Genomic DNA, 13,413 nt, shown 5'->3' with positions numbered 1-13,413 from the left:
CTGCGATGAGGCTGTTAGATCAATAGTCGTCCAAGTCTCGGCCGCTGAGCAGGCGGCCGATCATATCCATGGGAAACCCACGGTAAGCGAGAAATCGGGTCTGCTGGGCACGGCTGCGGGGGTCCTGCGGACGTTGACCGGCATATTTGCGCTGCCAGGCATCCTGTAACCGCTCTGCCCAGTTCACACCACAGTCACGCAGTGCCTGGTCGACATCGCCACGGTTCAGGCCACGCTGGCCGAGTTCCTCGCGAATACGCGCTGGACCATAGCCGGCATTGGAACGGTACCTGATGAAGCTTTCGAGGTAGCGAGCCTCGCTGAGCAGCCCTTCTTCGGCGAGCCGATCGAGCGCTGGCTCGATCAACTCATCCGTAGCGCCGCGCTGACGCAGTTTACGCGTCAGCTCGACACGACCATGCTCGCGGCGCGCAAGCAGGTCCATGGCTGTCCGCCGAACGGCGACGGGGGTGTCGAGTACGACGGACATGATCAGGCCAAGCAGCTATCAATAACCGGCGTCGGCATCAGCCACGTCGTCGGCGTTGGCATCGGCTGCAGCAGCCTTGCCCGCTTCGGCAACGACACCCGCCTTGAGCAGCTTCTCACGAATCTGCTTCTCGATCTCGGCGCCAATGGCCGGATTCTCTTGCAGGTACTTGGCCGCGTTAGCCTTGCCTTGGCCGATCTTGTTGCCTTGGTAGGCATACCAGGCACCCGACTTCTCGACCAACCCTTGGGAAACACCCAGGTCGATGATTTCGCCGTTACGGTAGATACCCTTACCGTAAAGAATCTGGAATTCAGCCTGACGGAACGGCGGCGAGACCTTGTTCTTGACGATCTTGACGCGAGTTTCGCTGCCGACGACTTCGTCGCCTTCCTTGACTGCACCAGTACGGCGGATGTCCAGGCGCACCGAGGCGTAGAACTTCAGGGCATTACCACCGGTGGTGGTTTCGGGGCTACCGAACATCACACCGATCTTCATACGGATCTGGTTGATGAAGATGACCAGGCAGTTGGCATTCTTGATATTACCGGTGATCTTACGCAGCGCCTGGGACATCAGACGGGCCTGGAGGCCAACGTGCATGTCACCCATCTCGCCTTCGATTTCCGCTTTCGGCACCAGGGCGGCCACGGAGTCGACGATGATTACGTCAACGGCGTTGGAACGCACCAGCATGTCGGTGATTTCCAGCGCCTGCTCACCGGTATCCGGCTGCGAAACAAGCAGGTCATCGACGTTTACGCCCAGCTTGCCGGCGTACTCAGGGTCCAGCGCGTGCTCGGCGTCGACGAAGGCGCAGGTGGCGCCGCTTTTCTGGGCTTCGGCGATGACCGACAGGGTGAGCGTGGTTTTACCCGAAGACTCCGGGCCATAAATCTCGACGATACGGCCTTTTGGCAGGCCGCCGATGCCCAGGGCGATGTCCAGGCCCAGGGAGCCGGTGGAGATGGCCGGAATGCCGGTGCGCTCGTGATCGCCCATGCGCATGACTGCGCCCTTGCCGAATTGGCGTTCGATCTGACCCAGGGCCGCAGCCAAGGCGCGCTTCTTGTTGTCGTCCATTGAAATCCTCACGTGTTCGACTTGGCCCTGATGGCCGGAATACCTGTATAAGTAGCCAGTATTATTCCACAGGGAAGCGCTTGAGCAAACCCCTGTCGTCGATTTACTCGGCACCAAGCTGTAACAAGCCGTCTAACGCGGCGACCACCGTCTGTCGGCGCACTGCTTCACGGTCGCCTTCGAAGTGGCGACGCTCACTGATCACATGACTGCCATCGGCCCATGCCAGCCACACGGTACCAACGGGTTTGGCCGGCGAGCCACCATCGGGCCCGGCCACACCACTCACCGCCACGGCGAAACGCGCACCGCTGGCCGCTTGGGCGCCGCGCACCATGGCTTCGACCACTTCCTGACTGACTGCACCTACCTGGGCGAACACTTGTTCAGGGACCCCAAGCTGGCGGGTCTTCTGAGCGTTGGAGTAGGTGACATAACCAGCCTCGAACCAGGCGGAGCTGCCAGGTACGCGGGTGATAGCTTCGGCGATGCCACCGCCGGTGCAGGATTCAGCGGTGGTGACCTGGGCGCTGAAACGGCGCAGGTGTTCGCCCAGTCGGGCGGAGAGAACGGTAATCGGGTCCATGTGCAGTTCCTGGAAGAGGCAGAGCCACACCCTAGCATTTGAGGTGGGTGATCGGGACAGGCATTGCTTTACCCACGCGCACACTTTCGCATGCACATCCTCCATTCACTCATCGCTCGATGCGTTTTCACGCAAGCCCAGCCGCCTGATCGCCCAGCACTCATAAAGGCGCATGGCAACATCGGCGCCACCTACCGCGGTCAGGCAACCAAATGCGCTGGCCGCCCAGATCGACAGGCCGCCGGCATAGAGCAACATCACCGTCGAAACGCCGCAGACGATACAGGCGCCGGAGCGCAGCACCAGTCGTCGCAGCAGCGACCAACCGGTGGCGCCCGCCTTGTCGGCCCGCCACATTTCGCCGCTGAGGCCGCCCAGCGATGCCAGGACGATCACCAGCCAGAGCGGCATCTCCAGTAACACTTGGTGCTCGTTCGTCACTGTCCTGTCTCCTGTGTGATGCCCACCGGCAGTGGCCGGCAGATGGATTGCGGATGCGCTACGCGCGCAAAACTGCCCACCGGCCGGGTAGTTGCTCGCAGCGCTTTACCCTGTACCTGGGAGCTGCGAAACCTCTTGGCTGTGAAGGCCTTCTTCCGCGCTGCCGGCGTAACAAAGATTTAGCCCGACCTGAGACACAAGCTATGCGTTAGTGCATATGCAGTCAATGCATTTATTCATTTAAAAGTACGCACGGCTTTGCTGATACGCATGAAGGTCTCTGCTCATCAGGCCTGTAGGACGTTTCACCAGGCGAAAAAAAACCCGCCAAAGCGGGTTTTTCTGAAAAAACGCCTGGTCAGCGGGCGTACATGCCCCACCAGAACACATGCCCGAGCAAGCTGATCTGCTCCTCCTGCAACTGCAGGAAGCTGTAGTCTTCATCAGGGTGTTCGTCGCGATTGAAGCTGCGCAGGCGGATACCCGTGGGCAACCGATAAACCTGCTTCACGCGCAATTGGCCATTGTGGTTGATGGCGTAGAGATCGCCATCGATGATGTCACCGATCGAGCACTTGCCGGTATTGACACCGACCGTCGCCCCATCTCGCAGCACCGGTAGCATGCTGTTGCCGCGTACGGTCACGCACTTGGCCTGGTCGAATTGCACGCCGTTATGGCGCAGGCTGCGCTTGCCGAAGCGCAGGCGAGCGCGCTCGCTTTCCTCGATGACGAATCTTCCTGATCCTGCTGCCAACTCGACCTCACGGAGAAAGGGTACTGACACCTCGTCGTCCTCGACGGGCGTTTCATCATCCCACAGGCTGATGTCACTGAGGTCCGCATGGCCGTGTGCGGGCACGGCGGCTTCGCGTGAGGCGCCAAGTTCGGCGCGGCCGCGCAGTTGCTCAGTGCTGACGCCGAAATAGTCGGCAATTTTCGACACGTGCTTGTCCGAGGGATCGACGATCTTCTCGCTGAGGATCCGCGACAAGGTGGACTGAGGCACGCCCGTGCGCCGATGCAGCTCTGTAGGGGACAGGCCGTGGCGGGCGAGAAGTTCTCTGAGTACGGTAGCTACATTGCGTTTTTGCATAGCGTGCATAATGCAGCGCCGCCGCAGGAAATGCAATCGATGCAGCCGGGTGCAAAGGCGCTCGCCCGCCGCCTGCATCTCGGCCGAAAAGCCTGTACCATTGCCGGTTTCACAATCGCCAACCAGATACCCGCTGTAAGGCCCTGAATGTCTGATCTTTCCGCACACACCCCGATTGTGCTGCAGTAGGAACAGACAAAGGCTCTTAGGCCCAAGAATACTGGGAATTATGTCCCTTTCACCTCACAGCATAGGCGTATGCATTGGCATTCATAGGCATGGAATGGCGCATGGTTTGCCCCATTTTTGCCCCAGGGACTCTTAGTAGGCCTAGCTGAACGTCTCACTGCTCCTATCCTCCGGCACACTGCCGAATGGCGATGATGATTGACGTCATTCTTTTTGATGCCTCAGGTATTGCCTGCCCTTAAGCAGAGGAAATCTGGTCTCCTCAGCCACCAATCGCCCTATTTGCTGATCCTTAGCAAATCACGCCTGCGCTTGCACTGAAAGCGATTTGCTAGTAAACCGCACCTGAGCGCGAAGCCATCATTGCCTCCATCAAGCGTACGCTCTCGTAGCACTTTTTCGACACCGCCCTACCCGTCTAGGTAGCTTAAGCTCATCGGCCATGCTCCGTACCAGATCGTCTGATACCAACAGCAAACGGGGCGCAAGAGGAATTCATGGATAATACTGTCATCCAATCTCAGCTCGACGCCAATCGCAGATCCGTATCATTCGACAGCTATGACGTAACCGTCAGACAGCTTTACGACATGATTTCAGAAGAAATTATTGACGTAACGCCAGAGTATCAACGCCACTTCGTGTGGAGCAGAGAAAGACAGTCACAGCTGATCGAGTCTATCTTACTTGGCATACCCGTCCCTAGCCTTTTTATGGCTACTAATAAAGACTCCACTTGGGAAGTCATTGACGGACTACAACGCCTCACAACCATTGTCAATTTCATTGGCAAACAAAAAGTCATTAATCTTATAAGCGAAGATTGCAAACCGCTGATCCTCACTGGACTTGAAAAACTAGATTCCCTTAACAATCTGACCTTCGACAGAATCCCGAAGGCAATTCAGCTAATGTTCATGACACGTCCAATCAGGATCACTGTCCTAAATGATAAAAGTGATTTCGGCCTCCGATTCGACTTATTTGAACGCCTCAACACTGGCGGGGTAATTCTTCACCCACAAGAAATCCGTAACTGCGTTTACCTTGGGCAATTTAACGAGTTCATTAAAGAATGCTCTAAATACCAGCCCTTTAAAAACTGCCTAAAAGTTGGTTCGAACGCCGAGAAAAATGGCAACATTGAAGAGCTCGTATTAAAGTTTTTTGCATATTTTGAAAAGCGTGATGAATTTGTCCACAGCGTCAAAGGATTCCTCAATGACTATATGGCCAAGAAAACAGATAGCTTCAAAAACAAAAAACAACTAAAAAGTCTATTCGAAAAGACCTTTACTCAACTAGCAAATAATTTACCTGACGGGATTGTTCGCGCCAACAGGAAGAACACTACTCCACTTATTCTGTTTGAAGCCATCTCAGTCGGGGTTGCCGATGCCATACATGCCGGCCAAGCTATAAACCCTGCGAAATTACGGGCGCTTTTAGACGACAAGGCGCTGGCGAGCCTGACAACAGGTGCAACTAACAGCAGAAAGAAGCTTACAGATCGAATCAAATACGTTAAGGATCACGTATAAATGAGCTATGAGGGTGTGAAACAATTATCTAGAGAAAGACTGACTGAAGTTCAGCAACTCCTGAATCACATTGCATCCTTAGAGCCTGATGATGCAACCACACCTCATCCTGCCGAAGTCAAAATCTTGCGAGGCTTCTTCTATGTTCATCTTTATGCAGCATTAGAAAAAAGTGTCAACGAAGCAGTTCAGCTTACGTTACGCCTCATAGCCTCGCACAATGCTCCAGCCAATCATTATGAATTAGGATTTGGCAGCATAACCAGCCGAGGAAAGTTACAAGCATTTAAATCGTGCAGCTACAAATCTTACCACAACAATGCTGTAGCGATTTTTTCCACACTAGAATCTTCAGACAAAGCAAATATCGATGAGACGCAGTTCTCAGACTCATTAATGAATGTCTGGACTAATTCTATTCTAGAAGTCTTCCATTCTTTTGGCATCACAACAACAATAGACCCCAGAACTCGAGCCACTATCGATGAACTTGTAGAAAATCGCAACAAAGTTGCTCACGGAAGGGAAAGCGCTCTCACCGTGGGGGAAAGACACCGCTCCAATATATTGCGTGACAAATTTACTATAACCACAGGCATGATCGACTTGGTAATTAGCAATTTAGAATTATTCTATACCACTCGCAGCTTCATAAAGACCCAAGAGAGGAACTCATACTGAAGCTTCGCGTTTGGACCCTTTCAACCTTTTATGTCAATGTCTTGCTGCCAAGGATTGTTATGGCACGCGACCACTGGCTTGCTCTATACCCGCAACAGTCCTGTGCCTTGCATGGCAACACTTCCTTCCGAGGCGATCGGCTTCCCGTTTTGTCGTTCATTGGACTTCTCAGCGGCAGTAAACAGTCCATAGCTGATCTAAACGTGTCGTAAAAGACCGGCTCATCAATTCCCGGCGCATACCCCACTCAGGAGTCTGGGGGACACTACCCGCCCGCAAGGTTCCCCTGCCATATCGGTTGTTGATCTCATCGAGCATTGACATCAGCCGAGTACAAGCAACTGGCTGCGTCACCGCGAACAGGTCGTCGGTGAACTCACCAGGCTGCCGCAGATCGAGCAGCAGCACCTCGGCCTTGCTGTATCGGTAGCCGGCCTGGTAGACCCTCTCCGCAGCCTCCGTTGCCGCTCTGGTCAGCAGCAAGGTGTCATTGGTGGGATACGGCAGGTCGACCAGAGCACCCTTGGCAAAATGCAGCTCGTTGGGGTTGAACATGCCGGTGCGGATCGATACGCGCATGCGCTTGCACACCGAACCCTGGGCACGCAGCTTTTCGGCTGCCCGTCCCGTGTAAGTGGCCACTGCCTGCTTAATCGGCGTCAGCTCCGTCAGCCGCTTGCCGAACATCCGGCTGCAGCATATTTCCTGCTTCGGCGGATCTGCCTCATCCAGTTCAAGGCAAGGGGTGCCGGCGAGTTCACGCGCAGTCTTCTCCACCACCACACTGAATTTGTCGCGCAACATCCTCGGATCTGCCTTGGCCAGATCCATTGCCGTGTGGATGCCCATGGATTCCAGATGAACTGTCATCCGTCGACCGATACCCCACACCTCTTTCACCTCAGTGTTACGAAGCACCCAGTCGCGCTTGAAGTCCTCGGTAATATCGACCACCCCACCTGTCTGCGCCTGCAAGCGCTTCGCGGTGTGGTTGGCGAGCTTCGCCAGAGTTTTGGTACGGGCGATGCCTACACCGACGGGGATTCCTGTGCAACGCAGCACCCTGGCGCGCACGTCCCGGCCGAACTGGGTGAGGCTGCCCGCCACGCCTGTGAGATCGGCGAAGCACTCGTCGATCGAATAGACCTCTGCCGCAGGCACCATGGACTCGATCAAGGACATGACCCGCTCGCTCATGTCGCCATACAGCGCGTAGTTCGACGAGAACGCCACGATGCCATGCCGACGAAGTTTTTCCTTCGCCTGGAAGTAAGGCTCGCCCATTTTCACGTAAGGCTTGGCATCGTATGAACGAGCGATCACACAGCCGTCGTTGTTGCTGAGCACAACGATGGGGGTCTTAGCTAGATCAGGACGGAACACTCGCTCACAGCTCGCATAGAACGAGTTGCAGTCGATCAGCGCGAACACCTGATCACTGCGCATGGTCGCGCACGCTATACCGCACCACACCCCAGATGACCAGCTCGTCGCCCTCCATGATGTACCGCGGTGGGTATGCCGGGTTTTCGGATTTGAGGATCACTACTCCGACACGACGGTGAAGCCGCTTGCAGATGGGCTCGCTGTTCACAGCTGCAATGACGATGTCGCCGTGCTCTGCCTCACGCCCTCTGTCTACGATCACCAGGTCACCAGAGTAGATGCCCGCCCCTTGCATGCTGTCGCCCTCAACTTTCACCAGATACACATGGGGTGCGCGGAGGTCGAACAACTCATCAAGCGAAATATGACCTTCCAGATGGTCTGCTGCAGGAGACGGAAAGCCTGCCGGCACGTGGAATGAGTACAGCGGTAGCAGTTCGGTACCGCCGGTTGGCGTACCCAGAAAAGTGATGGTCATGATGGAAGGTCCGATGCAAACTGTATGCATATACAGTAAATCCGGCATCGCTCGCCCGGTCAATCCTGGGCAGCGAAATTTCTGACAGGCGAGAGGTGGTTATGTGTGGACGGTACTCGATCTACGAGTCGATGGATCACTACCTGCGGCAGCTATCGCTGGACCTGGCGGTGATCAACGGCTATGACCATGAGCCGATCAATCGCTACAACGTAGCGCCGTCGACACGAGTCGAGATCATTCGCCAGGCTGGGGATGGGTTGTACGTTGATCGCGTGAAGTGGGGATGGTCGCCATTTTGGGCGAAGGGGAAGCGTCCAAATCCGATCAATGCTCGGGCCGAGACGGTGGTGACGGGGAAATTTTTCAAAGGTTTGTGGCCAGGCGGCCGGGCTTTGGCGCCGGCGAATGGGTGGTTTGAATGGATACCCGACCCAACAGACCCCAAACGTAAACAGCCCTACTACATCAGCAGCATCGACGGAAGGCCGCTCTATTTCGCGGCGCTTGCGGAGGTGCACCACAGCGTTGAACCAGACGAGCGAGACGGATTCGTGATCATTACAGCCGCCGCCGATCAGGGGTTACTCGATATACATGACCGGAAACCTCTTGTGCTCACACCAGAGGTTGCATGTGAGTGGATCTCGCCTTTCACCTCGACCGAACGCGCTGAAGAGATAGTGCGAACGGCTTGTCGAAGCGCTAGCGATTTTAAGTGGCATGCCGTACGTAAGGAGGTGGGCAATGTCCGTAATCAGGGGGCTGAGCTGATATTACCGTCCAGTTGAAAAGATATCAGCCCGCGCCAAGGGCTGCAATTTTAGCGGCTAAAGTCATGAAACTGCGGCCGCCATCAGCCGGAAAGTTTAGCTAAAGAAATCTTTAAATAAAGAAATATTTAAATCTACAAATGTAGAAATCTACACTTTTATCGACGTTCAAAAGAACAAAAGCGTTTTTACGCAAAAACGCAAAAGCGCACGAAACCCACGGCTCATGGGCTCCACACGAGGAGACCACAGTTCACACCCCTTCGAAAAACAACTATTGACAAGCCTTAAAAAACTCGGATTAAATTCGCTTCCAACATGGAATCGAAGCCATCTCGCACAACCTCTGAGCGCTTGCGCTCGTCTTGGAGAAAGTATGTCGACTTTTAAGATTTTTATGATTTTCTGCATCGAGGTTGTGCGGTGGCTTCAACTACTGCAACTAGAAAAGTTGCTGCAATTCTGAAGGTAGCCAATTCATGATTACCAATTCTCCAGTAACCTCCGCCTTACCCTGTCGCTGGTTTGTGTTGGTGTAGCGAATATCCAGACATTCGAAGTGGAAGCCATCAAACGCCCGCCGGATATCCGGGTGGTCGTTGATGCTGACCATCACCCTGCCCTTGCATCGGCGCATGAAGTCAGCCATGCGCTCGTACTCCTCAAAGGGGAAGTCGACGCCATAGCCGGCGGTCTGCCAGTAAGGCGGGTCCATGTAGAAAAACGTGTGCGCTCGATCGTAGCGCTCGGCGCAGGCGAGCCAGGACAGGTTCTCCACGTAGGTGCCGGCGAGGCGCTGCCAGGCGGCGGACAGATTCTCCTCGATGCGCAACAGGTTGATGGCCGGCCCAGTGGTGGCGGTACCGAACGTCTGCCCGGTGACCTTGCCACCGAAGGCATGCTGCTGCAGGTAGAAGAACCGGGCAGCGCGCTGGATGTCGGTGAGGGTCTCCGGTCGTGTCATCTTCTGCCACTCGAAGATCTGGCGAGAGGTGAGCGCCCACTTGAACTGACGGACGAACTCCTCCAAGTGGTTCTGCACAACGCGGTAGAGGGTAACCAGGTCACCGTTGAGATCGTTCAGCACCTCCACGGGGGCGGGCTGGGGACGCATGAAGAACAACGCGGCACCGCCAGCGAAGACTTCGACATAGCATTCATGAGGGGGAAAGAGGGGGATCAAGCGGTCGGCCAGGCGGCGTTTGCCACCCATCCAGGGGATGATTGGAGAGGTCATAGGTATGCAAGTCTTTACTGTATGGATAAGCAGGTGTTAGGCTCGCCGCGCTTTGTGCACAAGGCAGGGGCTACGGCTGGACTTGCAGGAATGGTCTGCGGGTTCGGTGGGCCGGCTGGATGTTGACGCATCCAACCGGCTCTCCTCTTTTCTACTGGGTGAGTTCGCGGACGTAGGCCTGGCAGGCCTGCAGCGCGATCAACCCCCGGTCGCCTTCGTCGGTGATGGCGACAATTCGTTGAGCATGCGCTGGGTCAAGTTGGGCACGTACGGCTCCATGTACCACGCCTGTGGTGCTGGTGGCTTCTCGCACCCCACCGTCACAACTCTGGGCGGCAGGGGTTCCGGCGTCGACAAGGACTGACAGCCGCAGATCAGCGGTAGCAAGCCGGTCACGCAGGCGAGCCTGAGCTTGTTGAGCATCGTTCATTTCCTTCCAGTGCGTTTTGGTCAGATCCTGCAGGCGAGCCTCCAGAGCGCGACGTACATTCTCCTGCTCAGCCAGTTGGTCGAGCGCAGCGGCAGCGGCCTCCTCACGCTCACGGCCGAGCAGGCGGTCCTTCTTAGCCAGCTGTCTGCCGTAGTCGTCGGCCTGTTCGGCGAGCTGCTTCCCATAGAAATTGGCCTGCCACACCCAGGCTGCACGGGCACCGAGGGCACACACGAGCACCAGGGTTAACAGGGCGATCAGGCGACCGCCCCAGGCGCTCACTGCAGAACCTCAAGGGCTCGTTTGTAGATGGCCATGCGATCATCCAGACCGTTGGTACCGCCGTTGATCCGCTTCGTGATGGCCAGCATGTCACCCTTGTCCGCCAAGCTGTTCAGCCCCTCCTTCTGCCAGAACCACCCGGCCGACATCGCGGCGTAAACCGGTTGCTCGAGCAGCTCAGGGGTGTTTAGCAGGCGGCTGTCACCGAACAGGGCCTCGCTGCAGGCCTCGTAGTTGTATCGGCCTGTGACCTGAATCAGTCCGCGACCACGGTAAAACTGGCCGTCGCCATCAGCCTCACACGTGTTACCCAGTCGCTTCGCCAGGTTGCCGGTGTCGTACTTCGAAAGGTATATGTCATTGCCGAGCTCGCGCACGTACTGCAGTTGGCCCGACTCATGCCCCACCTGGGCAAGAAACGCTGCCATGCGCTGCCGCGAAATGATGGCGTACTTGCCCATGGTGGCGTTGAGGCCGGGAACAAAAACGCCGGCTTTGCGGCCGGCGTTCGGGAAGATCTGCTGCAACTGTTTCTCGTTGATAGGCATTAGCTTTTCTCCAGTGATCGTTGTTTAGGTCGGGGACACTTCCACCGTGCGCAGTGGCTTGTCTGCCTTGCCTTTTTTGCCTTTGGCTTTCGCCTTGCCCTTTTTGCCGCCGTTGCATTCCACGGTGGTCGACCAACCGGCCGCGCTGAAGATCTGCTCCACGCTGTCCACCAAGTACTCGCCGTCGAGGCCATTCTTGAAGCCTTGGGCGCTGATGGTTCGCTCAGCGAACAGATCCGTGCGACCGACCATTTCCAGGCGCACGCCGGCAGTGCTCCGGTTAAATGCGGAGAGGCGGGCCTTGGCGGCCTGCTGGGCAGCGGTCTTGTCGGGGTAGATGTGCCGGTCGGTGTGCACGCCTGGTAATCCGTCTGGGGCGTCGTCGTTGTCCAGCTGGACCACCACCAACTTGCCGGTCTTCTTGTCCTGGTGCTGCGTCTTCACAGCCTTCTGCGTGTTACGGTCTCCCAGACGGAACGAGTAGCGGCTCACGTCCGAGCGGCTGATGGTTACGATGGCCAGCGCCTTGCCACTCGCGCTTTGTCCACCCTGACGCGGAAGCACCAACAACTTGCCGCTGGCCACCTTCGCCGTGCAGTCGTATTGCTTGGCCAGGCGGGTGATGAAGTTGAAGTCTGACTCGTCGCGCTGATCGACGCGGGGCACCTTCGTCTCGACCGAGCACCCCGGTTCCCAGCCATTACGGGCGGCCACGTCGCTGACGATCTTGGCCAGCGACACGTCCTCCCAGCTTCCGCTGCGCGTGGTCTTGCCACTGCCCCGCATGTCGCTCGCCTTCCCCCGCAGCGTAATGGTGTCCGGCGGGCCGGTAACCTCGATCTCGTCCACGGTGTAACTACCCTGCCTCGCCAAGGCCTGTCCGGTATAGCCCAAGAAGATCTCAACCTTGGCGCCTCGAGACGGCAGCGTGACAGCCTGATCGCGGTCATCGATCTGCAGCTCGAAATCATCCGAATCCATACCGGGTTTGTCTGAGGTGCGTAGCAATAGCAAGCGATCATTGATCAGCGCGGTGATGTTCTTGCCATCTGCGACAATCTGATACGTCGGTTTCATGGGGTTGCTCCAGATACGAAAAACCCCGCCGGAGCGGGGTTTGTGATGGCTAACGCGGGATCACTCCCATAACGTGACCTCCTCGACCTCGGACACCGGCAGATCGGGCAGCTCGATCACCACCCCTGCTCGATATGGCTGAGGTACTTCGGCCAGCCCCTGATTGGCCTGCAGCACCGCCTCCACGGTGCCAACCAGCGTTCCGTAGTAGGCGTGGCATAACGTGTCGAGCAGGTCACCCTCAGACGTTCTGCAGGTCAGTGCCATAGCTGACAAACTCCAAGTTAAAGCCCTGTTTACGAGGGATCCCGCCCGGCAGCAGTGCTCCTTGTTCTTCATCCACACTCAGCAAGCACCAGGTACCCAGCACTTCGCCGTACCCCGTGGTCAGGGTCAACGGCTGCAGGCGCCGGCCAATACTGCGGAGCTCACCCAACTGGCCTATGCCGCCCTTGTGCAGTGGGAAGATGGCACCCTTGATCGTCAGCTTGTCTTCACCCTGCCCCACCGCCTGCTGTGCAATGGCACGCGTCAGGCGCTCCTGCCCAGCCCAACGAAACGCAGTTTTGCGGGTCAGCTCATCGAAGGCAGCGGTGTCGAGGTTGAAGTAGTAGGGCTGCAGCTTCGGGTCCAGGGGCTGGATGATCAGCAGATGCGGGAACGGCGTCACCGCAGCTGCTGCTGGGGTCATGTCCGCACCCAGTACGCTGCTGGGGAGTATGTTGCTAAGACTTGGGCTGATCGATCCGGCGATACGGTTCACCGCTGCGCCGGCCTTGCTGGCCTGCTCCTTGAACGACCCCATGCGCTCCTGCACCTGAGAGGCCGCTGAAACGACCTGGCTGTATTTCGCCGCCACTTGGCCTACGGTCGATTGCGCCACGTTGATGGCGCGCATGGTGCGCTGCAGTTTCTCGCCCACCGCTGGGCCGATGATCGGCAGAGTTTCCAGCTCCGAAGCCGCGCCGGTCATGTCACTGACCGCCCCCGTCAGCGGACCCAGCATACCGTCAAGAGTTGTCCGGCCCGCTACCCCCGCCGCTACCAGAGAGGACAGCGAGGATGTCAGTAGTTCCATGTAGGCCATGGCAC

General features: G+C 57.0%; 16 protein-coding genes. 3 read left to right on the top strand and 13 right to left on the bottom strand.

The window, feature by feature from the left end; translation table 11 throughout:
- Nucleotides 1-19: 19 nt before the first annotated feature.
- The 5 genes from recX to ACIPZC_RS21410 all read right to left on the bottom strand — a co-directional run bounded on the left by recX (nt 20) and on the right by ACIPZC_RS21410 (nt 3,708).
- Nucleotides 20-490: a recombination regulator RecX gene (recX, locus tag ACIPZC_RS21430; protein WP_241805951.1), complete on the bottom strand. Its 471-nt coding sequence runs from the start codon at nt 488-490 to the stop codon at nt 20-22.
- 18 nt (nt 491-508) lie between these two features.
- Nucleotides 509-1,576 (bottom strand): recombinase RecA, encoded by a 1,068-nt coding sequence (gene recA / locus ACIPZC_RS21425; RefSeq protein WP_241805950.1) that lies wholly within the window; start codon nt 1,574-1,576, stop codon nt 509-511.
- A gap of 103 nt (nt 1,577-1,679) precedes the next feature.
- Entirely contained in the window at nt 1,680-2,162 is a 483-nt protein-coding gene (locus ACIPZC_RS21420) for a CinA family protein (RefSeq protein WP_400629417.1), read from the bottom strand.
- 105 nt (nt 2,163-2,267) lie between these two features.
- Entirely contained in the window at nt 2,268-2,603 is a 336-nt protein-coding gene (locus ACIPZC_RS21415) for a phage holin family protein (protein WP_400629415.1), read from the bottom strand.
- Between the two features lie 358 nt (nt 2,604-2,961).
- Nucleotides 2,962-3,708 carry an XRE family transcriptional regulator gene (locus ACIPZC_RS21410; RefSeq protein ID WP_267818188.1) on the bottom strand — a complete coding sequence of 249 codons (747 nt, stop codon included), beginning with the start codon at nt 3,706-3,708 and terminating at the stop codon, nt 2,962-2,964.
- Nucleotides 3,709-4,385: 677 nt separating this feature from the next.
- On the opposite strand from ACIPZC_RS21410, the gene ACIPZC_RS21405 reads away from it, so the two are divergent.
- Together ACIPZC_RS21405 and ACIPZC_RS21400 are read left to right on the top strand one after the other, a co-directional pair.
- On the top strand, nt 4,386-5,429 hold the full coding sequence (locus ACIPZC_RS21405; protein ID WP_400629413.1) for a DUF262 domain-containing protein: 1,044 nt from the start codon (nt 4,386-4,388) through the stop codon (nt 5,427-5,429).
- Nucleotides 5,430-6,110 carry an MAE_28990/MAE_18760 family HEPN-like nuclease gene (locus tag ACIPZC_RS21400; RefSeq protein ID WP_400629412.1) on the top strand — a complete coding sequence of 227 codons (681 nt, stop codon included), beginning with the start codon at nt 5,430-5,432 and terminating at the stop codon, nt 6,108-6,110.
- A 168-nt stretch (nt 6,111-6,278) separates the two neighbouring features.
- Here ACIPZC_RS21400 and ACIPZC_RS21395 read toward each other — a convergent pair whose 3' ends face one another.
- Entirely contained in the window at nt 6,279-7,556 is a 1,278-nt protein-coding gene (locus ACIPZC_RS21395) for a Y-family DNA polymerase (RefSeq protein ID WP_400629410.1), read from the bottom strand.
- Nucleotides 7,546-7,974: a LexA family protein gene (locus tag ACIPZC_RS21390; protein WP_400629408.1), complete on the bottom strand. Its 429-nt coding sequence runs from the start codon at nt 7,972-7,974 to the stop codon at nt 7,546-7,548. The genes ACIPZC_RS21395 and ACIPZC_RS21390 overlap by 11 nt, the downstream gene beginning before the upstream one ends.
- Nucleotides 7,975-8,075: 101 nt before the next feature.
- Here ACIPZC_RS21390 and ACIPZC_RS21385 point away from each other — a divergent pair, with 101 nt between their 5' ends.
- On the top strand, nt 8,076-8,765 hold the full coding sequence (locus tag ACIPZC_RS21385; protein WP_400629406.1) for an SOS response-associated peptidase family protein: 690 nt from the start codon (nt 8,076-8,078) through the stop codon (nt 8,763-8,765).
- 424 nt (nt 8,766-9,189) lie between these two features.
- On the opposite strand, the gene ACIPZC_RS21380 is transcribed toward ACIPZC_RS21385, so the two are convergent.
- From ACIPZC_RS21380 to ACIPZC_RS21355, 6 genes are all read right to left on the bottom strand, one after another.
- Nucleotides 9,190-9,984 carry a DNA adenine methylase gene (locus ACIPZC_RS21380; protein ID WP_400629404.1) on the bottom strand — a complete coding sequence of 265 codons (795 nt, stop codon included), beginning with the start codon at nt 9,982-9,984 and terminating at the stop codon, nt 9,190-9,192.
- Nucleotides 9,985-10,135: 151 nt separating this feature from the next.
- Nucleotides 10,136-10,696, bottom strand: a complete 561-nt coding sequence (locus ACIPZC_RS21375) for a lysis protein (protein WP_400629402.1) — start codon at nt 10,694-10,696, stop codon at nt 10,136-10,138.
- A complete protein-coding gene (locus tag ACIPZC_RS21370) occupies nt 10,693-11,244 on the bottom strand; it encodes a glycoside hydrolase family 19 protein (protein WP_400629400.1) in 552 nt (183 codons plus the stop codon). The genes ACIPZC_RS21375 and ACIPZC_RS21370 overlap by 4 nt, the downstream gene beginning before the upstream one ends.
- A gap of 24 nt (nt 11,245-11,268) precedes the next feature.
- A complete protein-coding gene (locus ACIPZC_RS21365) occupies nt 11,269-12,321 on the bottom strand; it encodes a phage late control D family protein (RefSeq protein WP_400629398.1) in 1,053 nt (350 codons plus the stop codon).
- 60 nt (nt 12,322-12,381) lie between these two features.
- Entirely contained in the window at nt 12,382-12,588 is a 207-nt protein-coding gene (locus tag ACIPZC_RS21360; RefSeq protein WP_400629396.1) for a tail protein X, read from the bottom strand.
- Entirely contained in the window at nt 12,563-13,408 is an 846-nt protein-coding gene (locus ACIPZC_RS21355; RefSeq protein ID WP_400629394.1) for a phage tail protein, read from the bottom strand. Before ACIPZC_RS21355 ends, ACIPZC_RS21360 begins: the two co-directional genes overlap by 26 nt.
- Nucleotides 13,409-13,413 lie beyond the last annotated feature (5 nt).

Origin of the sequence: Pseudomonas sp. NPDC089743, assembly GCF_044748785.1 — a bacterium.
In the GTDB taxonomy this organism is placed as follows: domain Bacteria; phylum Pseudomonadota; class Gammaproteobacteria; order Pseudomonadales; family Pseudomonadaceae; genus Aquipseudomonas; species Aquipseudomonas putida_X.
The sequence above is the reverse complement of the archived record's forward strand: the minus strand, read 5'-3'. Positions and strand labels throughout refer to the sequence as shown.